Origin of the sequence: Dysgonomonas sp. BGC7, from assembly GCF_001261735.1 — a bacterium.
Classification (GTDB): Bacteria; Bacteroidota; Bacteroidia; order Bacteroidales; family Dysgonomonadaceae; genus Dysgonomonas.
The window spans coordinates 182350-205422 of the sequence record NZ_CVRP01000019.1 but is presented as its reverse complement, the minus strand read 5'-3'; the positions used below and the strand labels follow the sequence as shown (position 1 = coordinate 205422).

Annotated in this window: 34 protein-coding genes; 26 read left to right on the top strand and 8 right to left on the bottom strand. The window is 38.4% G+C overall.

The window, feature by feature from the left end; genetic code table 11:
* The 24 genes from BGC7_RS15770 to BGC7_RS15665 all read left to right on the top strand — a co-directional run.
* Nucleotides 1–971 (top strand): TraG family conjugative transposon ATPase (locus tag BGC7_RS15770; RefSeq protein ID WP_157258758.1); only part of this gene is annotated, 971 nt, incomplete at its 5' end.
* Nucleotides 972–984: 13 nt separating this feature from the next.
* Nucleotides 985–1299, top strand: a complete 315-nt coding sequence (locus BGC7_RS17735; protein ID WP_082206805.1) for a DUF3876 domain-containing protein — start codon at nucleotides 985–987, stop codon at nucleotides 1297–1299.
* Between the two features lie 64 nt (nucleotides 1300–1363).
* Nucleotides 1364–1984, top strand: coding sequence for a DUF4141 domain-containing protein (locus BGC7_RS15765; RefSeq protein ID WP_050702560.1), 621 nt, complete (start codon nucleotides 1364–1366; stop codon nucleotides 1982–1984).
* Between the two features lie 2 nt (nucleotides 1985–1986).
* Nucleotides 1987–2988, top strand: a complete 1002-nt coding sequence (gene traJ / locus BGC7_RS15760) for a conjugative transposon protein TraJ (RefSeq protein WP_050702559.1) — start codon at nucleotides 1987–1989, stop codon at nucleotides 2986–2988.
* Between the two features lie 45 nt (nucleotides 2989–3033).
* Nucleotides 3034–3657 (top strand): conjugative transposon protein TraK, encoded by a 624-nt coding sequence (gene traK / locus BGC7_RS15755; protein WP_050702558.1) that lies wholly within the window; start codon nucleotides 3034–3036, stop codon nucleotides 3655–3657.
* 8 nt (nucleotides 3658–3665) lie between these two features.
* On the top strand, nucleotides 3666–3935 hold the full coding sequence (locus BGC7_RS15750; protein ID WP_050702557.1) for a TraL conjugative transposon family protein: 270 nt from the start codon (nucleotides 3666–3668) through the stop codon (nucleotides 3933–3935).
* Entirely contained in the window at nucleotides 3935–5317 is a 1383-nt protein-coding gene (traM, locus tag BGC7_RS15745; RefSeq protein ID WP_050702556.1) for a conjugative transposon protein TraM, read from the top strand. Before BGC7_RS15750 ends, traM begins: the two co-directional genes overlap by 1 nt.
* 67 nt (nucleotides 5318–5384) lie before the next feature.
* The gene (traN, locus tag BGC7_RS15740; RefSeq protein WP_050702570.1) at nucleotides 5385–6335 is read left to right on the top strand and encodes a conjugative transposon protein TraN; all 951 of its coding nucleotides are present in this window, start codon (nucleotides 5385–5387) and stop codon (nucleotides 6333–6335) included.
* Between the two features lies 1 nt (nucleotide 6336).
* Nucleotides 6337–6921, top strand: a complete 585-nt coding sequence (locus BGC7_RS15735; protein ID WP_050702555.1) for a conjugal transfer protein TraO — start codon at nucleotides 6337–6339, stop codon at nucleotides 6919–6921.
* A 42-nt stretch (nucleotides 6922–6963) separates the two neighbouring features.
* Complete coding sequence (locus BGC7_RS15730) at nucleotides 6964–7422, top strand: DUF3872 domain-containing protein (RefSeq protein WP_050702554.1); 459 nt, start codon at nucleotides 6964–6966, stop codon at nucleotides 7420–7422.
* A gap of 168 nt (nucleotides 7423–7590) precedes the next feature.
* Entirely contained in the window at nucleotides 7591–8190 is a 600-nt protein-coding gene (locus BGC7_RS15725; RefSeq protein WP_050702553.1) for a M23 family metallopeptidase, read from the top strand.
* Between the two features lie 86 nt (nucleotides 8191–8276).
* Nucleotides 8277–8729 carry a PH domain-containing protein gene (locus BGC7_RS15720; protein ID WP_050702552.1) on the top strand — a complete coding sequence of 151 codons (453 nt, stop codon included), beginning with the start codon at nucleotides 8277–8279 and terminating at the stop codon, nucleotides 8727–8729.
* Between the two features lie 78 nt (nucleotides 8730–8807).
* A complete protein-coding gene (locus BGC7_RS15715; RefSeq protein WP_050702551.1) occupies nucleotides 8808–9416 on the top strand; it encodes a hypothetical protein in 609 nt (202 codons plus the stop codon).
* A gap of 11 nt (nucleotides 9417–9427) precedes the next feature.
* Nucleotides 9428–9625: a hypothetical protein gene (locus BGC7_RS15710; protein WP_050702550.1), complete on the top strand. Its 198-nt coding sequence runs from the start codon at nucleotides 9428–9430 to the stop codon at nucleotides 9623–9625.
* Nucleotides 9626–9656: 31 nt separating this feature from the next.
* Complete coding sequence (locus BGC7_RS15705) at nucleotides 9657–10421, top strand: hypothetical protein (protein ID WP_050702549.1); 765 nt, start codon at nucleotides 9657–9659, stop codon at nucleotides 10419–10421.
* Nucleotides 10418–11014 carry a hypothetical protein gene (locus BGC7_RS15700; RefSeq protein WP_050702548.1) on the top strand — a complete coding sequence of 199 codons (597 nt, stop codon included), beginning with the start codon at nucleotides 10418–10420 and terminating at the stop codon, nucleotides 11012–11014. Before BGC7_RS15705 ends, BGC7_RS15700 begins: the two co-directional genes overlap by 4 nt.
* A gap of 300 nt (nucleotides 11015–11314) precedes the next feature.
* Nucleotides 11315–11635 (top strand): ArsR/SmtB family transcription factor, encoded by a 321-nt coding sequence (locus BGC7_RS15695; protein WP_050702547.1) that lies wholly within the window; start codon nucleotides 11315–11317, stop codon nucleotides 11633–11635.
* 1 nt (nucleotide 11636) lies between these two features.
* Nucleotides 11637–12101, top strand: a complete 465-nt coding sequence (locus tag BGC7_RS15690) for a GNAT family N-acetyltransferase (protein WP_050702546.1) — start codon at nucleotides 11637–11639, stop codon at nucleotides 12099–12101.
* A gap of 72 nt (nucleotides 12102–12173) precedes the next feature.
* Complete coding sequence (locus BGC7_RS15685; protein WP_050702545.1) at nucleotides 12174–12599, top strand: arsenate reductase ArsC; 426 nt, start codon at nucleotides 12174–12176, stop codon at nucleotides 12597–12599.
* Nucleotides 12592–13626: an ACR3 family arsenite efflux transporter gene (arsB, locus tag BGC7_RS15680; protein ID WP_050702544.1), complete on the top strand. Its 1035-nt coding sequence runs from the start codon at nucleotides 12592–12594 to the stop codon at nucleotides 13624–13626. The genes BGC7_RS15685 and arsB overlap by 8 nt, the downstream gene beginning before the upstream one ends.
* Before the next feature lie 15 nt (nucleotides 13627–13641).
* Nucleotides 13642–14460, top strand: coding sequence for an arsenite methyltransferase (arsM, locus tag BGC7_RS15675; protein ID WP_050702543.1), 819 nt, complete (start codon nucleotides 13642–13644; stop codon nucleotides 14458–14460).
* A 43-nt stretch (nucleotides 14461–14503) separates the two neighbouring features.
* Nucleotides 14504–14833, top strand: a complete 330-nt coding sequence (locus tag BGC7_RS17975; protein WP_082206804.1) for a hypothetical protein — start codon at nucleotides 14504–14506, stop codon at nucleotides 14831–14833.
* A 108-nt stretch (nucleotides 14834–14941) separates the two neighbouring features.
* The gene (locus BGC7_RS15670; protein WP_050702542.1) at nucleotides 14942–17119 is read left to right on the top strand and encodes a TonB-dependent receptor; all 2178 of its coding nucleotides are present in this window, start codon (nucleotides 14942–14944) and stop codon (nucleotides 17117–17119) included.
* Between the two features lies 1 nt (nucleotide 17120).
* Nucleotides 17121–17918 (top strand): cation efflux transmembrane domain-containing protein, encoded by a 798-nt coding sequence (locus BGC7_RS15665; RefSeq protein ID WP_050702541.1) that lies wholly within the window; start codon nucleotides 17121–17123, stop codon nucleotides 17916–17918.
* A gap of 195 nt (nucleotides 17919–18113) precedes the next feature.
* Here the strand turns inward: BGC7_RS15665 and BGC7_RS15660 are convergent, their stop codons facing one another.
* From BGC7_RS15660 to BGC7_RS17725, 8 genes are read right to left on the bottom strand one after another with little or no spacing between them, the layout of a single operon-like run.
* On the bottom strand, nucleotides 18114–18293 hold the full coding sequence (locus BGC7_RS15660; RefSeq protein WP_050702540.1) for a hypothetical protein: 180 nt from the start codon (nucleotides 18291–18293) through the stop codon (nucleotides 18114–18116).
* Nucleotides 18283–18468: a hypothetical protein gene (locus BGC7_RS15655; protein WP_050702539.1), complete on the bottom strand. Its 186-nt coding sequence runs from the start codon at nucleotides 18466–18468 to the stop codon at nucleotides 18283–18285. Before BGC7_RS15655 ends, BGC7_RS15660 begins: the two co-directional genes overlap by 11 nt.
* On the bottom strand, nucleotides 18465–19760 hold the full coding sequence (locus tag BGC7_RS15650; protein WP_050702538.1) for a PcfJ domain-containing protein: 1296 nt from the start codon (nucleotides 19758–19760) through the stop codon (nucleotides 18465–18467). The genes BGC7_RS15655 and BGC7_RS15650 overlap by 4 nt, the downstream gene beginning before the upstream one ends.
* A gap of 11 nt (nucleotides 19761–19771) precedes the next feature.
* On the bottom strand, nucleotides 19772–20185 hold the full coding sequence (locus tag BGC7_RS15645) for a PcfK-like family protein (protein ID WP_050702537.1): 414 nt from the start codon (nucleotides 20183–20185) through the stop codon (nucleotides 19772–19774).
* Nucleotides 20186–20231: 46 nt separating this feature from the next.
* Nucleotides 20232–20465: a hypothetical protein gene (locus BGC7_RS15640; RefSeq protein WP_050702536.1), complete on the bottom strand. Its 234-nt coding sequence runs from the start codon at nucleotides 20463–20465 to the stop codon at nucleotides 20232–20234.
* Nucleotides 20452–20712 (bottom strand): hypothetical protein, encoded by a 261-nt coding sequence (locus tag BGC7_RS15635; protein WP_050702535.1) that lies wholly within the window; start codon nucleotides 20710–20712, stop codon nucleotides 20452–20454. The genes BGC7_RS15640 and BGC7_RS15635 overlap by 14 nt, the downstream gene beginning before the upstream one ends.
* A 44-nt stretch (nucleotides 20713–20756) precedes the next feature.
* Nucleotides 20757–21758: a hypothetical protein gene (locus tag BGC7_RS15630; RefSeq protein ID WP_050702534.1), complete on the bottom strand. Its 1002-nt coding sequence runs from the start codon at nucleotides 21756–21758 to the stop codon at nucleotides 20757–20759.
* Nucleotides 21759–21778: 20 nt separating this feature from the next.
* Nucleotides 21779–22015, bottom strand: coding sequence for a hypothetical protein (locus tag BGC7_RS17725; protein ID WP_082206803.1), 237 nt, complete (start codon nucleotides 22013–22015; stop codon nucleotides 21779–21781).
* 460 nt (nucleotides 22016–22475) lie between these two features.
* On the opposite strand from BGC7_RS17725, the gene BGC7_RS15625 reads away from it, so the two are divergent.
* The gene (locus tag BGC7_RS15625) at nucleotides 22476–22763 is read left to right on the top strand and encodes a helix-turn-helix domain-containing protein (protein ID WP_050702533.1); all 288 of its coding nucleotides are present in this window, start codon (nucleotides 22476–22478) and stop codon (nucleotides 22761–22763) included.
* On the top strand, nucleotides 22756–23052 hold the full coding sequence (locus BGC7_RS15620) for a helix-turn-helix domain-containing protein (protein WP_050702532.1): 297 nt from the start codon (nucleotides 22756–22758) through the stop codon (nucleotides 23050–23052). Before BGC7_RS15625 ends, BGC7_RS15620 begins: the two co-directional genes overlap by 8 nt.
* The last annotated feature ends 21 nt before the right edge of the window (nucleotides 23053–23073 follow it).

Here is a 23073-nt window from a genome sequence, read left to right as displayed (position 1 = left end):
GAGTGCCGAGCCTACATGGGGTCTTTGATATCGAGAAAAGAGAAAGTATCAAAACCCTGATAATGACTTTGTGGAAGCGGGATAACGAACCGCCCACACGTTCGGAAGAGGTAGCCTTGTCCAATGCCGTAAGTCTGTACATAGAACGTATAACGATTGATGAGTCGGTTGTCCCATCATTCAATTCGTTCTACGAGTTTGTCAAACTGGACTATGCGGCTATCCTTGATGCCAAGCGGGTACGGGAGAAAGATTTCGACCTTGCCAATTTCCTTAATGTGCTCGAACCTTATTACAAAGGGGGCGAATATGACTTCCTGCTGAACTCCGAAAAACAGCTTGATTTATTGTCTAAACGGTTCATTGTCTTTGAAATAGATGCAATTAAGGATCACAAAATTTTGTTCCCGATTGTAACGATCATCGTTATGGAAGTTTTCATCAATAAAATGCGTCGTTTACAGGGGATTAGAAAGATGATATTAATTGAGGAAGCGTGGAAAGCGATTGCTAAAGAGGGTATGGCAGAGTACATTAAGTATTTATTTAAGACCGTTCGAAAGTTCTTTGGCGAGGCAATCGTCGTCACGCAAGAGGTGGACGATATTATCGCATCACCCATTGTAAAGGAGTCCATCATCAACAACTCCGACTGTAAGATTCTCTTAGACCAGCGTAAATACATGAACAAATTTGATAGTATCCAAGCTCTGTTAGGGCTGACCGAAAAAGAAAAAAGTCAGGTACTATCCATCAATATGTCCAACAATCCGAACCGAAAATATAAAGAAGTATGGTTCGGGTTGGGCGGTGTTCAGTCGGCTGTATATGCCACAGAAGTGAGTTTGGAAGAGTATTTTACATTCACAACAGAAGAAACGGAGAAGCTGGAGGTTGCAAAGAAAACCGAAGAGTTGGATGGTAATATTGAGTTGGCTATAAAACAAATAGCTGAAAGTAAACGCAAGTAAAAAACGAAAAGCTATGTTCAGTTCAAGTAATATAACCGATCCTTGTTCCACTTCTACAGACTTTTCCATGCGGGAGATTACGGGGCGTTGGGTAAGTAGAGAAGGTGCACCTCCGATAAGAATATACCGCAACATCTCCCGAAAAAAGGGAGGCATCCGCCTCTGTCTTACTTACAACAACCCGCTGGTGGTCTGCGATTGTACGGTCTACAATGTATTTGGTCTGCATTATATTGAGCTGTACGAGCGTATCGAGATTACTTACAATCGGGAGCAGGAGGTCTTGCACCTTTCCGCTTTCGGAGAGTATGTCCGGGAGGAGGGTTAGCTCATTTGGGGCTACCTCCGACCTTCGGACGGTAAGCGAGTAATAACAATTAAAAATAACGAATATGAAGAAAATACTTTTCTGCCTTGTGGCATTCATGGGACTGTGCACCTATCAGGCAAAAGCACAGTGGACGGTGATCGATCCCTCGAATCTGGCACAAAATATTATGACTGTTTCCAAAACAGCCACAACAGCCAGTAATGTAATTAATTCTTTCAAAGAGATGCAAAAAATCTACGATCAGGGGAAACAGTATTACGACAAATTGCAGTCGGTACACAATCTGATCAAGGATGCCCGCAAAGTGAAAGAAACAGTAGAATTGGTCAGCGAAATATCGCAGATCTATTCTACCAATTTCAACAAGATGCTATCCGATAGGAATTTTAGCGTTAACGAGTTGGAAGCTATATCAAATGGGTATGCCAAGTTATTGAATGAAAGTGGTAACCTGCTTTCTGATATAAAGAATGTCGTTTCCCTCTCCAACGGGCTCTCGATGACTGATGCCGAGCGTATGTCCATCATAGATGATATACACGCCAAGATGCTTGAACATCGCAACCTTGTCCGCTACTTTTCCAAGAAAAGCATTTCCGTTTCTTTCATCCGCAGTCAGGAGAAAGGCGATCTGGAGCGAGTACAAAGTTTGTATGGTAATCCATCCGATAAATATTGGTAATCATGACACTGCTTGCAATAGATTTCGACAATCTGCATCAGCTTCTCCGCAATCTGTATCAGGATATGATGCCCCTTTGTGGCGATATGGTCGGTGTTGCCAAAGGAATAGCCGGACTCGGTGCACTCTTTTATGTAGCTTCCCGTGTATGGCAAGCCCTGTCACGGGCAGAACCGATAGATGTATATCCCTTGCTTAGACCTTTCGTTATTGGACTCTGCATCATGTTCTTTCCAACTTTTGTGCTCGGTACGATCAACGCAGTAATGTCGCCCGTGGTAAAAGGAACACATACCATATTGGAGACACAAATGACCGATGTACATGCCCTGCAAGCGGAGAAAGAACAATTGGAGTACGATGCACGGCTACGTGAAGGGAAAGCATGGCTGGTCGATGACGAGGCATACGATCAAAAAATGAAAGAACTCGGTATCTGGGACACTCCCGAAATAATATCTATGTGGGGAGAACGTACGTGGTATGATATGAAAATGTGGTTTCGCCAACTGATTCGGGACTTCTTCGAGTTGTTGTTCAATGCCGCAGCCCTTACGATTGATACCTTACGCACCTTTTTCTTGGTAGTGCTGTCAATCTTAGGGCCGTTGGCATTTGCCCTTTCGATTTATGACGGTTTTCAATCCACGCTGACTAATTGGATTTCCCGCTACATTTCTATCTACTTGTGGCTACCCATTGCCGACTTATTCTCGGCACTGCTCTCCAAGATTCAGGCACTTATGCTACAAATGGATATAGATATGTTGAGAGATCCTTCCTATGTGCCGGATGCCAGTAACGGGGTATATATCATATTTTTCATCATCGGCATTATCGGATATTTCTCTATTCCGAGTGTGGCGGGTTGGGTTATTCAGGCAGGTGGCGGTAGTGCTACCCGTGGAGTAAATACAATGGCGAGTAAAGGGGCTGCGATGGCAGGAGGTGTTGCCGGAGCTGCGGCAGGTAACGTCGCTGGTCGCCTGATGGGTAAGAAATAATCAGATACACTGTATTCATTTATTAATTCAAAATAAAAAGAACAAATGGAGTTCAAGAGTTTAAAAAATATAGAAACATCATTTAAGCAGATACGCTTGTTCGGGATTGTCTTCGTCTGTCTGTGTGCCGCCATTACGGGTTATTCCGTATGGTCATCATACAACTTTGCCGAGGCACAACGCCAGCGTATTTATGTACTGGATGGTGGCAAGTCCTTAATGCTTGCCCTGTCCCAAGATATGACACAAAACAGACCTGTGGAAGCCCGCGAGCATATCAAGCGTTTCCACGAGTTGTTTTTCACGCTCTCGCCTGATAAAAAAGCCATTGAAAGCAATGTAAACAGAGCATTGTTCCTTGTCGATAAATCGGCTTTCAAATACTATCAGGATATGGCAGAAAAAGGGTACTACAACCGCATTGTATCGGGGAATATCAACCAAATTGTACAGGTAGACAGCATTGCCTGTGATTTTGACAGCTATCCTTACAAGGCGGTAACATACGCCAAACAGATGATTATTCGGGAGAGTAACGTCACCGAACGCAGTCTGGTTACCCGTTGCAATCTGATCAACTCGGTACGCTCGGACAATAACCCTCACGGTTTCACGATGGAGAAATTCGAAATTGTGGAGAATCGGGATATTCGGATATCGGAAAGGTAGGTAAAGCTATGATACGAAAATTAATGAATAGCATCAATGAATGGTTGGAGGATGGTCTGCGGGGCTTGCTCGGCAGACTTACCCCCGACAGACGGATTATCCTTGTGATAACCATGTTCCTTGTTTTCGGTGGTCTTTCCATCTACATGACCTTTTCTTCTATTTACAATTTTGGTAAGAATAAAGCAGAAAAGATGCAGATAGAGCAGATCGAATCGCTGAGACTACAATTGGAACAACAGCGAGATAGTATTAACAATCTAAAATCAGTAGAATAATGGAACAGGAAGATTTGAATAAAGGAATACCACCACAAACGGAGATTATTGCTGAAGTACAAGCATCTGTACCGGATAGTAAATCGGAAGCGAAAAAAGAACCTCCGAAACCACCCAAGCAAGAACTTTCGATGGCGGAGAGACAGAAACGAAAAAAGATATTGATTATGCCGCTGTTCTTCTTAATCTTCGGTGGTGCAATGTGGCTCATCTTCGCTCCATCGGATGATGGAAAAGAGCAGGCAGTGGGGTTAACGGGTTTCAATGCCGAACTGCCCGTACCAAAAGATGAGGGTATTGTGGGAGACAAACGGGATGCCTACGAACGTGAAGCAATGCGACAAAGGGAGCAAGAGAAAATGAAGTCTTTACAGGATTTTTCCTCGATGTTCAACGATACCGAGCAAAGCGAGTATGAACAAAAGGATAATGCCTACAATACTTCGTTGCAAGCAGAACAGCCTCGAAGTTCAACTCCCCGAACGATACAATCCTCAGCAACTGCTTATCAGGACATCAACAAACAATTGGGTGATTGGTACGAAAAGCCTGCCGAAACAGACAGGCAATCACAGTCTGAAATGGAACAGCGGATACAAGAATTGGAACGAAAACAGGAAGAAGCCCAAGCGAAAAAATCGGAAGAGGACGAACAGACAGCCTTGCTTGAAAAGTCTTACCAAATGGCAGCACGCTATATGCCTGCACAGCAGAAAGAACAACCAACAGAAGATGTAAACATAACACGTCCAGGCGAGAAAGTCAAAGTACAACCCGTTAAACAAGTGCATCAGAATGTCGTATCTCTACTATCTGCACCAATGTCCAATGATGAATTTATTACCGCATACAGCAAGCCCCGAAACATGGGATTTTTGACTGCCGCAGGCAATGAGGAGGTAAAGGATAAGAACAGCATCCGTGCTTGTGTGAACCAGACCGTAACCCTGACCAATGGTAAAGAGGTACAACTTCGTCTTTTAGAACCAATGAGGGCAGGCAAAATATTGATACCTGCCAATACCTTGGTAACAGGAGCTTGCCGTATTGGTGGCGAACGTCTGGAGGTAATGATCAACTTCATTCAGTATGCAGGAAACATTATTCCGGTTGAACTGCAAGTGTACGATATGGATGGTCAATCAGGCATTTTTGTTCCCAACAACGACGAGATAAAAGCAGCCAAAGAAGTAGCTTCTACATTGGCATCATCAGCAGGAACAAGCATTATGATTTCCGATAATGCAGGTTCACAATTGGCAGCCGATATGGGTAAGGGTTTGATACAAGGGGCTTCACAGTATATCAGTAAAAAGATGAGTGTGGTCAAAGTTACCCTTAAAGCAAACTATAAATTACTTCTGTTACCAAAATCAGATTAAAAGGATAATAAATGGGTCTGCGACCCCCACTAAAAAATCAATGTTTAACGAATTTAAAATCAAAAGTATGAAACGATTCTTTTTAATATTAGCACTTGCTGTAAGTGTATTTACAGCCCATGCACAAGAAGTATCTCAAGATACTATCGTGGTGCATACCAAGCCAACAACAGGAGACTATTACGAGAGTTTTACCCGTCCGCTGACCTTCGATAGAATGATACCGCCTTATGCTCTGGAGGTCACATTTTCCAAAACTGTACATGTCATATTCCCATCAGCCATTCGGTATGTCGATTTAGGTTCGGCAGATCTTCTCGCTGCGAAAGCAGATGGAACGGACAATGTATTGAGAGTCAAAGCAGCTCTGCGGGATTTTAGTAGGGAGAGCAATCTGTCCGTTATTACCGAAGATGGAGCATATTATAGTTTTAACGTAAAATATGCGGATGAACCCGTAAAACTATCTGTTGAAATGACCGATTTCCTGCACGATGGCGAAGCGGTGAACCGTCCGAACAATGCTCTTGCGGTCTATATGCAGGAATTGGGGCCGGAATCCCCCTTGCTCGTCAAATTGATTATGCAGTCCATACACAAGAACAATGACCGGGAGATAAAACACATCGGCTCGAAACGTTTCGGAATACAACATACGTTGAAAGGTATTTATACCCATAACGGACTGCTATATTTTCATCTCCAACTAAAGAACTCATCCAACGTACCTTTCAATGTGGACTTTATTACATTTAAGATTGTGGATAAAAAAGTAGCCAAGCGTACCGCGATTCAAGAGCAAGTGATTTGGCCGCTTCGTGCCTACAATAATTTGATGCTGATAGGTGGACAGCAGACAGAACGCATGATTTTCACTTTGGCCAAATTTACTATTCCCGATGACAAAATGCTTGTTGTGGAGCTTAATGAACAGGAAGGTGGACGCCATCAGCGATTTACATTGGATAATGCTGACCTGGTTCGGGCAAAGGTTATTAACGAACTAAAAGTGAAATAAAATGAGACAGTTATATCTTATATTAACGATTGTGTTGTGTTTGGTCTTTACAGACCAAGTACATGCACAACGTTCACTATCGGGTATGCGAGGCATACAACTCACGGGTGGTATGGTGGATGGAATCTATTCGTCCAAGAACGATAATGAAGCGGGATATTATTTCGGTGTGGCAATGGCGACCTATGCGAAGAACGGAAACAAATGGGTATTTGGTGCGGAATATCTGGAACGCTATTACCCGTATCGGGAAAAACGATTACCGATAGCACAATTCACGGCTGAAGGAGGTTATTACTACAATTTTTTGACTGATCCGTCTAAAACAGTTTTCCTTTCGTTGGGTGGTTCTGCCCTTGCAGGCTATGAAACATCAAATTGGGGCGAAAAGACTTTATACGATGGCTCTACACTTCAACATAAAGATGCTTTTATCTATGGCGGGGCTATCACACTGGAGATTGAAACGTACCTGACTGATCGTGTTGTATTACTTGTTACAGGGAGAAAACGCATCCTCTGGGGCAACTCTACGGGGCATTTTCACGGGCAGTTCGGTGTAGGAATCAAATTTATAATCAATTAAGAGGCACAGTCTCTTTTGTCTAACAGAATATACAATACAATAATGATGAAAAGAATAAAGACTTTTTTCGGAATAACAGCATGGCTGGCAGCAATAATGCTGCTGGCCTTAGCCTGTAGTAGCGATATGGATATTAATAAGGTTTACGCATTTGATCTGGTTTGTATGCCAGTTCAGAAAAAAATCGTTCAGGGAGAGGTGGCGGAGATCCGTGCACAGATTGTAAAGGAAGGGAACTTCCAAGACACTAAATTCTACATTCGCTATTTTCAAGTAGATGGCAAAGGTCAATTACAACTCGATAATGGCACTATACTTCTACCAAACGATTTATATCTTTTGGAAAAGGAAACGTTTCGAATGTATTACACTTCTCATTCTACTGACCAACAAGTCGTAGATGTGTACATCGAAGATAGCCACGGACAGGTAGTGCAAAAGACATTTTCTTTCCAAAATGACCGGGGTGACGAGGAAGAATTACCAACTGAAACGGAATAGCATGATGACAATGATGATAATCTCATACATAGTTACTTGGGTAAATATGATTTGTGCTTACGTAACTGCTCCAACGGACGTTGAGCTGTGGAATGAAGAAGTTGAATAGTAACAACCCGACAAACGCTCGAAGATTCTTTGGGCGTTTGTCTTATATAAGACTAGACAATGAAATATATAACAATCCTATTGATCGCTTTACTTCATTTGCCTGCATGGAGACAGCAAAGCAATTCTTTAAATAGAAAATCACAAATAGAACACTGTATGAAGTCTATTTATTCCATTACAGCATTTTATCAGATAGCGGATTCTTTACAAATGACTATTGATGAGTTATCGGATTATCCGATAATATCTCCAATAAAGAAGTCTGGGCGTATCTCATCAGGTTTCGGTATGCGAAAGCACCCATGCTACAAAAGACGAAAATTTCATACGGGAATTGATATTCCACAAGCAAAAGGAACTCCAGTGTATGCGGCAGGTAATGGAACAGTGACAGCCATAGGTTACGATTCGGGGTATGGCTATTTTATAGAGATTCAACATGCCAGTGGTTTTCGTTCATTCTACGCTCATTTAAGTTGGATATTGGTCAATGTGGGCGATAAGATAAGCATCACTCAACAAATCGCTTGTATGGGTAACACAGGAGTAGCCACAGGAAGCCATTTGCACTATGAGATAAGGAAAGGTAAACGTTATTTGAATCCGATAGGTTGGTGCTACCTGCTATTTAAATACTTAAATAATGATTTCTCATAGAAAAAACTAAAATCACAGATGAAATATTACTTGCCGAATATCAAAAATTAACAAAAACAACTAACTTTGAAATAAATCAATAGTCTATGAATTACATACAGAAAAATCTACTATCCGGGGAAGAAATAAAATATGTTGCAAAGCTGCATTTTTTCCTATTCGTTCAACCGATTATATTGTTGATTATCGGTGCTTTTTTAGCATCAAGTCCTAAAGAAATATCAGCCATGACTCATTATGCGGGTTTGCTGATTTTGTTCTTTGGGATTGTATCGTTATTGTCAAGAATACTAATAAAAGTAGGTTCTTCTTATGCAGTAACTAACAAACGTGTGATACTTAAAACAGGAGTTATCAGTCGCAGAGCTGTAGATTTGGTATTGGCGAAATGTGAAGGTCTTCATATAAAACAAAGTATCTTAGGTCGGATATTTAATTTCGGAACAATTACTGTTACTACAGGAGGTGTTTCAAGTTCCTATCCGTATATAGCCAATCCATTGGATTTCAGACGGGAAATAAATATGCAGATAGGATAAAAAACATGTAACCTTTGATAACTTACAGATAAACAATTTAGAATATCTTTTTATTAAAAACTAAATATATATAATGCTATGAATTTATTTCGCCAGAAAAGAGTAGAACAACTTTTTGCAGAGACATATGAACGTCTTAGAGTTGAAATCAACAATATTAGTATACCTAATGTTGAGGATCTAAACGATAAGGCTCGTCAACTTACTGAAAAATATAGAGTTGAAGTTCCATCGATCCATAAAGAAGGCATAACTTCTTCCTTAAATTTGGAAGATAGCGATGAACATATCTATAAAGAAAATGCTTATGCTTCTTATCCAAGGAAAGATGTAGTTGCAACTGCGACTTTTACAGTACCAATTACAGGTAATGAAGACTTTTTTGGCTTATTACCTACAATGTATTCTCAAAATTCTTTCTTAGCTTTAGTTAGTGGTGAAAGTTTAAAATTCAAAATCCGAACTGGTTATGTTAGACTGGAATTATCTGAAGAATGGAAAGAGTTTATAAAGAAAACCTCCATTAATGCTGTTGAATTTATAGAAACAAACTTAAAAAATCTAGCTACTGATTTTGATAAATTTAATATTGGGTTATTCCCCGAGATTCTACAAGCTCTAGAGGAAAGAAAAAAGGATTGGATAAAGAAAAAAGAGATTGACAGAGATATTAATCCTTTCAAATAACATATACACTTATGGCAAAAATAAAAATAGAAGAAGTTGTCGATCATTTAGACTCTGAATTTAGAAAAGCACTCGAAGCAACATTAAAAGAGCATTTTCCTAACCAAAGTTTTGATGCTAGGGCAGTGTTTCGAACTTTTAAAAAACAAGTATATAGAAAATGTAGTGCTTGGGAGGATATCCCTGATCAATTTGTTGAAAAAGACTAATGTTTTTAGATGCTAATAATAAATTAAAATTATGAATACAAAATTTTTCATTGACACAGAAGCGAATGATGATGAAGCTTATGGTTTAGCTATGCAGTTCGCTTGTGAACTTGCAAAAAAAGATTCTAACGTAAAAAGAATCGTGTTATATATTCACACAAAGCAAAATACAGGGTGGTTTGATAGATTGTTTGGTAATGAAACCGTAAAAAAATTATTTAATGGTGTTAAATTTAATGATTGCCCTGTTCTTTTTAAGTTTGAAACAAAGTTGACATATAAAGGTGCTATATATGGCAATCCTTCAGATATAGTTATATGTTGTGGCATTGATGCAGATGATATATTAAAAATAGACGATTATCATTCGGTTAAGTATATAATAGCTATACCTTGGTTACGAAAATTAACTGACAAATGGATTAAAACGTGGAATGCTATTGAGATTTCAGGAAGAGGGCAAGAGAATGGCGAAAAATTTCCAGAACCAAGTGATATAGTAAAAATAGCGATGCAAGAATTGACAAATGTGATTAATATGTCAACTGGAATTACCCACCATATGGATAATGATAGAGCAAAAACTTATATTCGGACTTTACATAAATACGAACCGGAATTAAATTCAGAGTTAGTCAGTTCGTATTTGATTAGAGAATTAAACTGGGATACAAGACATGCTAAAGATGTTGAGAAATTAATAGACACTCTTAATGATGGCAGATATTTTCAAGGTGGAGAGAAGACAGGTTTGCAAAACCATTATAAAAGATGGAAGGCTAAAAGTAATGTATGATTACTATTGAAAAGTTATTACAACTTGAAAAAAAATACTATCCAAATACACCAGATGGAATAGTATCACAATATACCAATGGATTGTCTATACCCCAAAATAAGAAAATGGAATTAACCCAATATGGAATAACAGATATTGAGTATTTAATTATATTAATGTTTTGTGGAAATCAAGCCTCAATATTTCAACAACATTTCATCGAAAATCGGACACCAAACGAATTAGAATCTGTTCTTTCTTTCTTACTTGATAGTGTTCTGGACAAACTTCCGTCTGTTGATTTTGAATGCTTAGGTAGATTTGATACATATAGTAATATAGACAATTATAAGGAAAATTCCATAATCAAGATAAACTATTATCTTACTGTTACTCCACATGATCTTGGAGATGTTGCAGAGACTAAAATGATTTGGTTAATAACTCCTTTACCTAAAGAGCAAACGCAAGCAAGATGTATATATCCGATCCATGATCTTCCAGTCCCAGAATATCAAGTTAATTTTAAGAGGAATACAAGGTTTTACATAAATAAAATAGAGCAAACAAGCCCATACCCATTGCTGTATGTAACGGAATTGAAATTGTAAATTACTGCCTCGTTTCGTTTTAGCCCAAAAGTAGAAACTTCGATCCTTCTTTTTAATTCTTTCTCTTCCACATAGAGCCTTATTATTGGATCATGAAGAACATTATATCTACATCATACTTATTTCATAGACTCTAATTAAAAATCATATTTAGAGTTTTTTTACAATAGGATAGGTATCCAGAATACTTGCAGTTGTAAATTTTTAACTATATGAATCAATACTTAGGCTAAAAGTTAGTTCGTAATCTTGCGAATTTAATTATTGTTCGTATATTTACGAATAATAAATATCGAGTCTATGTCAAAGAAAGAATTAACAGCCGATCAGGAGCAATTAGCCCGTTTTGCTAAAGCATTGGGGCATCCGATTCGTATAGCGATATTAGAAATGCTTGCCAATGAGTCATGCTGCTATCATGGCGATATGTCAGAGGTATTACCGATTGCCAAAAGCACGCTGTCACAGCATCTGAACGAACTGAAAGATGCAGGATTGATTCAGGGAACAATTACATTACCCACCGTGAAATATTGTATCAACAGCGAGAACTGGAATAAAGCCAAAGAACTCTTTGGTGGCTTTTTTACCCAATTACAGAATACAGACGAGATTTGCTGATATGATGGACATCAGGTTTGCAACCCCAAAAGATATCCCTGCCATTAAGGAATTATTTCGTTCAACTATCCTTTCAGTCAATTTAAAAGACTATACACCCGAACAGGTCGGATGCTGGGCTGCAAGAGGAGAGGACACGAGTCTATGGGAAGAACGGATAAGTGAGCAATACTTTATACTTGCCGAGGAAAACGATACAATATTAGGGTTTGCGGCCCTAAAATTGGCAGGATATTTAAATTCTATGTTTGTCCATAAGGACTATCAGGGAATGGGCATTGCAACATTCTTACTTAAAAAGATTGAAGAATATGCGCGGTTGAAAGATATTTCAGAAATAACTGCTGATGTCAGTATTACAGCCGAGCCTTTCTTCTCAAAACAAGGCTATGTTATTCTGGAACAACAGACCGTTTGCATTGGTATCTCTATGACAAACTATAAAATGTCAAAAGTTTTATCCTGATATTTTTTTTAATACATATTCGTTATTCGACGAAATAGGAACTGTTAGTATAAACACGAAATTATAAACAATATGAGAATTTTAATTCTGTGTACAGGAAATAGTTGCCGTAGCCAGATGGCACATGGATTTTTACAATCATTCGATCCTTCATTGTCTGTTTATTCCGCAGGGACAAAAGCAAACGGAAAAGTAAACCCGAAGGCAATAGAAGTCATGCAGGATGCAGGGGTGGATATTTCGCACCATAGATCCGATAGTGTAGAGAAATATATGAATGATGAATGGGACTATGTGATTACCGTTTGCGGTGGAGCAAATGAAAGCTGTCCTGCATTCTCAGGAAAAGTAAAGAACCGTCTACATATCGGTTTTGATGATCCGTCCGAAGCTACGGGAACACCCGAATTTATTCAATCCGAGTATATCAGGGTAAGGGATGAAATCAAAACTGCATTTTATAAATTATACACCGATAAGATAAAAGGTCATGAGTAAAAAGAAGATGAGTTTCTTAGATAAGAACTTAACATTTTGGATATTCCTTGCAATGGCTATCGGTGTAGGATTGGGGTACTTTATCCCGTCTTTCAGCAGCTACATAGATTCCATGTCGAGCGGTACAACAAATATTCCTCTGGCAATAGGGCTTATCCTGATGATGTACCCGCCATTGGCAAAAGTAGATTACAAACAACTGCCGAAAGTATTTTCTAACGTAAAAATATTATCTATTTCGTTAGTCCTGAATTGGATTATCGGGCCTGTCTTAATGTTCTTACTTGCCATCCTTTTTTTACACGATTATCCCGAATACATGGTTGGGGTTATTCTGATAGGTCTTGCACGGTGTATTGCGATGGTGCTTGTATGGAACGACCTGGCAGAAGGTAATACGGAATACGGTGCGGGATTGGTCGCCCTGAACAGTATATTTCAGGTATTCTTTTACAGTTTTTATGCGTGGATATTTGTAACAAAACTTCCTCCCTTATTCGGATTTGAAGGGGCAATCGTGGATATATCCATAGGTACAATAGCAGAAACAGTCGCTATCTATTTGGGTATTCCTTTCCTGATAGGTATTCTAAGCCGTTTGATATTGGTTAAAATAAAAGGGGAACAATGGTATAAGGATAAGTTTATCCCTGCAATTTCACCAATTACTTTAATCGCTTTACTATTTACCATTGTATTAATGTTCAGCCTCAAAGGTGAACTGATTGTACAAATACCATTGGATGTAGTGCGTATAGCCATACCGTTATTAATCTATTTCGTGGTGATGTTCTTCCTCAGCTTCTTCGCAGGAAAATTAATGTGTGCATCTTACGATAAAAATGCTTCAATCGCATTTACAGCTACAGGTAATAACTTTGAACTGGCTATTGCTGTTGCTATCGGTGTCTTCGGCTTGCATAGCGGACAAGCCTTTGCAGGCGTAGTCGGTCCGCTTGTCGAAGTGCCTGTACTTATACTGTTGGTAAATATTGCCTTTTGGCTCAAAAAGAAATATTATAAATAAAATAACACTTTTAATATGAACACGAACGAAGAAAAGAAAGCTTTAGTAAAGCAGAGATATAGCGAACTAGCATTAAATAGCGATGCTCTAAAGTCAGGTTGCTGTTGTGGAACGAGTCCTGCTACTCCTTCAAAAAAAGTCTTTACGATCATGAGCGAAGATTACAGCGGACTTAAAGGATATGAAGCCGATGCTGATTTGGGTGTAGGCTGTGGATTGCCTACTGAGTATGCAGGTATTAAAGATGGTAATACCGTTTTAGACTTAGGCTCAGGTGCAGGAAACGACTGTTTTATAGCCAGGGCAGAAGTCGGAGAAAAAGGAAAAGTAATCGGTATTGACTTTTCTCCACAAATGATAGAAAAGGCACGAAAGAACGCAACAAAGCGAGGTTATACCAATGTCGAATTTATCGAAGGAGATATTGAGAATATGCCTTTACCCGATAACTCTATTGATGTAGTAGTTAGTAATTGTGTTTTGAATTTGTTACCAGAGAAAGATAAGATCTTCAAAGAAATATATCGAGTATTGAAAAAAGGAGGTCATTTTTGTATTTCTGATGTTGTGCTAAATGGTGTATTTCCGAAAGAGTTTACAGATAATGCTTCCATGTATGCAGGCTGTATAGCCAGTGCCATACAAAGAGAGGATTATTTGGGTGAGATAGAGAAAGCTGATTTTTCCGATATTAAGATTGAACGAACAAAAACTATTGTCATTCCTGATGAAGTCTTACAGGAGCATTTGGATGAATCGACAATAGCTAAATATAAAGACGGTAATGTCGGAATCTATTCTATTACTGTGACAGGCTATAGAAATAATTCATAAACTCCTGACTCGTTTTCCGTATGAATTTCTTTATATTTGTTCTATGAAATATTTATCTTTTATATTAGCAATAAGTGTATTACTATTATCGGTAATACCTTGCTGTTTTGAGGATAAATGTCTTTCCATACATACGGAAACACTTAACACAGGAGATGATACAAGCAACGCTTGTGATGACTGCTCTGATAACAACTACAGTTGTTGCTCTCCATTTCTCCACTGTAATACCTGTACCGGCTTTCCTGAAGCCCGTTTCTATCATCCTATAACAATCGCATTAGGGTTAGTATCTGATTGTAACTCAGATTATGTATTTAAAGGAGACGTACCTGGTTTTATATCTTCAATATGGCAACCGCCACAAGCATAAACGAACTTATTTTTCACAGGCCATACTAAAATTTTTACGGTAATGCATTCTTTGTAGTATCGTAGCTTTCATGCTATTTCTAATTGAAGATTTAAAACATTTATCATAATGAAAATGAAATTTATGCTGATGCTATTCTTAGCCTTCAGTTTTCCCAATATTTTCGCACAAAATACGCTTAACGTCAAGTTGATTGATTGCGAAACGAAAGAACCTCTGATCGGTGCAAGTATCGTTCTTCAGAACACAACGAACGGCACATCTTCCGACACTGAAGGATTAGCAGTACTCTCAAATATACCGGACGGGAAACAGAAATTCGAAATCACTTATATGGGATATGAAAAGACCATACAAGAATTTATCTTTCCGCTTACTTCGGACGAACTTATTATTATCAAAATTGAACCTGATGAAGAAACATTACAGGAAGTAGTTGTTTCTTCAACAAGGGGAACCCGAACATTTAAAGATATCCCTACTCGTATTGAGTTTATAAATGGAGAAGAGTTAGGAGAAAAAGGAGTCATGAAGCCCGGAGATATCCGTATGCTACTGAATGAAAGTACGGGTATTATGACACAGCAAACATCAGCCATATCGGGCAATTCATCCATTCGTATTCAAGGATTGGATGGTAGATATACCCAGATACTAAAAGACGGTTTTCCTGTATTTTCGGGTGCAGCAAGCGGTTTAGGCTTGTTGCAGACACCACCTCTCGACTTAAAGCAGGTTGAAATAATAAAAGGTTCTTCGTCGACCTTATACGGTGGTGGTGCAATTGCAGGACTGGTAAACCTGATATCAAAAACACCTGAAGAGAAAAGAGATTTTTCAATACACCTGAATGGGACAACAGGTAAAGGGCTTGATGTAAACAGCTTTTTCGGTCAGAAATTCAATAAAGTGGGTACTACTGTATTTGCATCGTATAACCGTAACCGGGCTTATAATCCGTCCGATGTAGGTTTTACTGCAATCCCAAAGTTTGACAGGTTTGTACTGAATCCTAAACTATTTTTATACTTATCTGAAAATACAGATTTCAATTTCGGTATAAACTCTATGATAGAAAACCGTCTGGGTGGTGATATGAAATATGTAGATGGGAAAGGAGATGAAGAACATTCTTATTTTGAAAGGAATAAAACACAAAGACATTCAAGCCAACTTACATTTGAACACCGTTTTGACAAACAAAACCGGTTGAATATAAAAAACAGTGTCACTTATTTTAGCCGCAAGCTAGAGATTCCTGATTTTAAATTTGATGGTGAGCAATTGTCTTCTTTTTCGGAAGTTTCTTATATACATACCAAAGAAAAAACGGAATGGGTAGCAGGTGCAAATATTTGGACGGATAAGTTTACTGAAAAGAAACTGACAGATTTTCCTTTGAGAGATTACAACATGACTACTGTAGGTTTATTTGTACAAAATAATACGAAGATAACGGACTGGATGAACCTAGAAACCGGATTGCGAACAGATTACGTTACAGATTATGGATTTGCTGTATTACCCCGTATCTCGTCTCTTTTCAAGATCAATGAAAAGTTCTCATCCCGTGTGGGTGGTGGATTTGGATATAAAGCACCTACCATCTTTTCAGAAGATAGCGAACGCATCCAGTTTCAAAATGTCTTACCGATAGATGATGATAAGAACAAGTTGGAAAAAAGCTATGGGGCAAATATCGATTTTACTTATAAAGCGGGCTTATTTGGCGACCAGGTGTTTTTAAGTATAAATCAGCTATTCTTTTATACCTACCTTAAAAATCCGCTTGAACTGCAAGCTGCGGAAAACAGCCGATGGCAGTTTAATAACATAGACGGTCATGTCGATAGTAAAGGTGCTGAAACCAATATGAAAATAACGTACAAGGATTTCGGTCTGTTTCTCGGATATACCTATACAGATGCGAATGTTAAGGAAGACGGAAGAAGCTACCAAAAAAACCTTACCCCGAAACATAAAATCAATTCTGTTTTAATGTACGAGGTAGAAGATAAATGGAAAATCGGATTGGAAGCCTACTATACAGGAAAGCAAAAACTGAATAACGGAAAAACAGGGCAGGATTACCTTATTTGCGGATTAATGATGCAACGTATTTGGGAAAAGTTTTCTGTATATGCTAATTTTGAGAACTTTACTGACAGACGGCAAACAAGGTTCGATACTATTTATACGGGTTCGATGACTAAACCTGAGTTTCGGGATATTTATGCACCATTGGACGGCTTTGTCCTGAATGCAGGTATTATAATTAAATTGTAAAATGAAAAAGACAATTTTTAAAATTGAGCAAATGGATTGTCCGAGTGAGGAAAATCTCATTCGGATGAAACTTCAAAATATAAAGGGTATTGCCAAGCAAGAATATGATCTGAAAAACAGGATACTGGCCGTTTATCATACAGGAGATTATCAGGAAATCGAAAGGCAGCTTGCTTCCTTAAATCTTGCTTCACACTTTATTGGAAGTACAGAAGTAATAGGAGAATTTCAGGTAGAGGAAGATAGTAAACAGCGTAAAGTCCTTTGGATTGTACTGGCTATTAACTTCGGCTTTTTCCTGATTGAAATGTCAACGGGTATTATCTCTAAATCAATGGGATTAGTTGCCGATAGCCTTGATATGCTTGCTGATTCCTTTGTCTATGGACTGAGTCTGTTAGCTGTGGGCACAGCAATTAGCAGAAAGAAACGTGTTGCTCTGATCTGTGGATATTTTCAGATATTACTGGCTGCAATTGGTTTTATTGAAGTAATCAGACGCTTTACAGGTGCGGAGGAAATGCCTGTCTTTCAAACGATGATAGGTATATCTATACTTGCCTTGGTAGCCAATGTTATATGCCTGTTTTTGCTCCAACGAACAAAAAGTAAGGATGCCCATATTCAAGCAAGTGTTATCTGTTCGTCTAATGATGTAATTACAAATATTGGTGTTGTTATTGCTGGATTATTGGTATGGTTGTTAGATAATCAAGTACCTGACCTTATTATAGGTAGTATTGTATTTCTTTTCGTAATAAGAGGAGCATTGAGGATACTGAAACTTGCTAGAAATTAAAAGTCTTTGTTCGGCAAATAGATAATAGGTGGATTTTCTATTTGATTATTTATTTGCCGATTTGTTATTATACTTCTCTCAAGAACTGATCATTGTTATAAAACTATGAAAGACAGGATTTTTGCTTCTTTTTCTCCGCATAAAATTTTGTTAACAGCTCATGGAAAAAGAAGCGGCGGAAATTTCTCTCCGCCGTCAGGTCTTCAATTTTCGTTTCAGTTCTTCCAATTGCAGGAGCATAAACGAGTAATTCTCTCCAACCGTATGTCCAGAATCCATCAGAAAGGGACTATTCCTGCACAATTTGCATTGCTTAATAGCCTTATTCAAATTTGTAACTTCGATGGACTTCCCTGTTATATTTTTAATTTTCATCGTCTTTAGTTTCTGATTTAAACACATACCAACTATCTCTATAATTCTCGCCAAGAAGGTTAAAAGCTCCTGCCAGATTGCTACTTTGAGCAAACTTCTTGGCTTCCAAAATAGATTTGAACTCTCCCAATTTTCGGAAGCCAACAAATAAGGTGTAAACATTTTCTTTCATCATGCTGCTAATCTATTTTCTATAAGTGATATATTTTGCTCTACAAGTTGTATTATTCTATTGTGGTGTTTAGTGTTCTTGTTACATACTCCACGGCTTTGAACAACTTTTAATTGCGAAATTGATACCTCAATTGTTTCAATGCGTTTGCCATCAATACAAGCCGATAAGATTAGCGAATCGGCTTTTGAGTAATAACCACCTACGCAATGATGCATCATTTTTCCTTCCAATATTATATCTGCTATGCTCTCCAAGACACGAACACTGATAGTACCATCTGAAAACGAAAGTCCGAAAAATTTGCCTTTTTCTTCTCTGAATGAATCTTCCTTTGCAATTTGCTTTTCTATTTCGGCTTGTGCATCTGCTTTAGCTCTCCTAATAACATATCGGTCATGTTCGGTTTTTAGGTTAGTCGGACAAACGTATTTTGCATTGTGCAAATCTTTGCCAAAGAATCGAAGCATATCTATATAGTCGCACCAAAGAATGGCATCTTCAATTTTGTATTTGTTGCGGATAGCTATTTTGATGGATTGCCAATAACTGTCAATATTCTTCCAACCCATATTCATAATACGTTCTAATAGCTTTGTATAGCCTGCTTTGATAAGTGTTTCGGCTCTGCTGTCACTCAGTAGGGTACGGAATAAGTCTAAAGGGTTCTGTCCATATAATGCTTTTTTATAGCCACTTCTTTTCAATTCGGGTATAAGTTTCTGAGGTGGATAGATTTCGCCCATACTTCCTATTTTGTCATAGACGTTTATGTAAAACTTATTGTTGCTATTCTCGTTTCGCAATTCTAATGGAGTATGAAAAAACCATGAATCAATACAATACGTCCCCATCGTTTGGCGAAGTCGGGCAAAGGTGTAATGTTTCCCATCGGGGGCAATCCAACGTTGCATCACTTCGGAATATGAAAGTTTTGTCGGTTCTCCTATTTTGGATTTATAACTTAACATGATGGTGCGTATCACTTGATAGCCTTTGTGAGCCGTGATGATGTTCATATAATAACTATCATCAAATGTTCGTTTCTTGGTGGTCTTAGCTATTAATTTTGATTGACAATTCGGGCACTCGCACCCCAAAAGGGTATTGGCTAATTCTCCCATCCCTTGCCACGAGTGACCGCACTTGGTACAAGTAACAATTCCTTTCTCAGTTCTTCGTCCAACATATTGCATAGCGTGGTCGTATCCCCATTGGATTTGCGTTTTGGTAAGTTTGGGCAATGTTTTACTTGCTTCTACTACTTGTTTTTGGAGTTTATTCTTTGGTTTCATAGGTCGATAATTTAAAAGTCAAATAGACTTGGTTGGAGATTTAATGCTACTCTTTTGGCTTTCTTAGTTGGCTGTGTCATTTTTCGATAGGCTTCGTCTTGTGCCTTTTGCATAGCCTCTTGACGTGCTTTCTCTTTTTCTTCGGCTGTTAATACGACTACATGATTGACTGCTACCTGTGCATTGTGCATCGGTTTACCTATTTTGATGTTGTCTTCGTCATAGAAATGTACCGCCATGCCGAATATTTCATCATCGTGAAAACCATTGCAACCGCTTTTCTGTACTTGGTTTAGGATATAAGTCACGCAATCCTCTAACTTCTTTTCGGGCAGGGAGTAACGGAATGAAAAAAGTAAATCTATCTCTGCACGTTTGTCTAAATATGCCTTTATCGTATTTTGGAAATGGTTTGTTGCTTTCATAATCTTGGGGTGTTGTAGGGCAGGTTTACCGCCCCTTGTTATTATTTTATTTCTTTGGCTCTATGGGAATGAATATGAAAATTGAAGGCTTGTAAGGTCTGTTATATATATCGGTACTGCTTTTTAGTTTTCGGCTTAATACTTCGACTTTTATAGCATCATTCGGTACTTTATTTGTTCTACCAATTGAATACAAAGCACTTAGTTCAATATCAACTTTATAAACCTTGCTGTTATAGTTTATTTGTTCGGGGAGGTTTGCTCTTTTAAATGTTTTCATCTTCTTGAGTGATTATATGTTCTTTGGGTATGTTTATTCCATAGTTTTGAGCATCCATTTTTAATGATCGTGCTACTTGGGGGTAGTTGGTATCAATCCAATCAAATTCATCTACAAAATTGTATTTATCATCTATTCCCATTGCCGTCTCATTGGTCACTAAAACACCTTTAGGGATTGTTATTTCGCCATAATTTCTGAAATTGATTGTTACAGACTTAGCTGTTACTTTTCTATTCGTTTTCATTATATCCTATGCTTTATATTTATACTTCCTTAGTTTTCTGATAATTAATTTAATCCAAAGTAGTACGCTAAGCGTTGCTCCTGCGACTTTGAAAATATCCATCCTGCTAACCTTTTTCCGTTAAAGGTCAGTCTGCTGTTAAACTTTCCTCCCATTGCTTTGAGTTCGTCTTTGATGGCTCTTGTTTCTCCAAATACTGCTACCGCTTTCTCTGAATACTCTACTAATGTGCAACCGTTCTTGCTTGTGCCGTTCTTGTCGCTTGGTGGTGTTGGTGGTGTATCATCAGTCTTTTTTATGCGAATGTTATCTTCGCTCCCTGCTGCATAGGCAAATAATTTAATTGCTTGTTCTCGGTTGTAAATAGGCTCTTTTTCGATTATCCATCCATGATATTTGCTTTCGCCTAAATAGTACCCTGCACCCATCGAATACTTTTCCCGATGTTCGTAATCTTCGTTGTACTCCGTTAAATAGGCAGTTTCTTCAAAATTGGATGCGTGTTTCCGCATTTCAGAAAAGATATCTCTTTTGTGGGTAGAAAAGCCTAAGATGACAGTCCGTGTTGTTCTTGATGCAAAGTAGTCTCTTTGGCTGTCGCTCTCGTCTTGCTTCAAACGTGCCACGATAACCGCTTGTGCATTTTCTGGGAGTATTTCGGCAAAACGTTTGCTACCTATCGCTTTGACTTCCTCCACTCGTATGCGTTTTTTTTCTTCCTCGTCCGCTTCTGTATTGGCTTTGGCTTGTGCTTCTTGGAGCAATATTGCTACTTCAAAGCTGTCCATAAATTGAGGGTTGTCGGTGTCGTAATAGAATCCAATACCAAATTTTTCTTTCAATGGTCGAATAATGTCGGCAGTATGAAAGTCCTTTGTCGTTAGGTTTATCAACTTGTAAGTGATGCCCCATTGATTTTTTGTAATGTCGTACACTACATATCTGTGATAGCTGTACCCCTCCATTTGGATAACTTGATTGACCTCTACTACTTGTTCGGCTCTGTCAATTTCTTTGTTCGCACCTAATAAAAATACCTTTGTCATAACTTTTGCGTTTTAATAGATTATAAATAAGTCAGCATTAGATAAATAAGGGTAATTACAGCACCCAACATCAGCAGGCACGAGAGAATACCCCGAATCACATCATAGAAGAGATACAAGCCCACCAAAGCCCAAATAAACCCAGCTCCCCATAAGGAGTAACCCACGATAATTAAGACTATTTTCAAAACCCAACCTATGCTAATTGGAAGGTAGGAGGATCGTTGTTTCTTATTTTTTTCTGCTGTTAGTTTCATAATTTCTGACCTTTTTTTTAACGCTATGCCGTATCGGAGCCGGTGAGGAGTATTCGAGTTTCAGAAGCTTAAAAAAAGGGTAGTGTTTAGCTGTGCAAGGTTTTGACGAATAAATACGCTCGCCCGAATAGCAGAAGAAGGGAAAGAGGAAGATTTTTCGCCAAACCCTTTAGGGCTTACCTTGCTGTCAGCGTGAAGAACACGGAATACCTTTGCGACTGAAATCGAATACTCATTAGGCTCTGATGACATTTCGCTTAAAGGGGAAGAAATTATGAAACAAGTAGAAAAAATCCCTTTTACCCTTTCCTGAAGCTATCGAAAGAGTATAAAATGTTTTTTAGGCATAGACAAGTATAGACTAAAGCTACCAGCCTATAAATTACTTATGTATACTGTAATTTAATGACTTATATTTGCTCCCCCCGTAATCATAGTATGAACAAAAAAGTAAATTACTATGGAGATAATATATATTGAAGCCCGAACATTCGAGGCAATGATGACGCAGTTTGAACTGTTCGCTCATAAAGTGAACAAGCTGTGTGAACGCCATACAAGTAAAGGACTTGAAGATTGGTTAGATAATCAGGATGTGTGCCAGATGCTTAATATATCTAAATGTACTCTTCAAGGTTATCGAGATAGTGGTATGTTGCCCTATACCAAGATTAGCCGGAAACTCTATTATAGAGTCAAAGATGTAAGAAAACTTATTCACGAATTAGAATTGCAACAACATGGATAATGACATTTTAACAAAGCGAAACGAGCGAGTAAAGAAGTTTTTTGCTTTGCTTGACAAGATGTTGGATCGAATTGAAGTTGTCCTGACCTCCGAGAAGCCATCGCTCTTTGGAGAACGATTTTTGACTGATACGGAGATGGCTAAAAAGTTAAAAATAAGCAGAAGAACATTACAACTCTATCGTACAGAGGGTAAAATTCCTTATTTTCAGTTTGGGGGTAAAACCCTGTATCGAGAATCTGATATTCAGAAGATATTAGATCGAAACTATATTCAAGAACTGAAATAGTATTCTATTCCTAGGTCTACA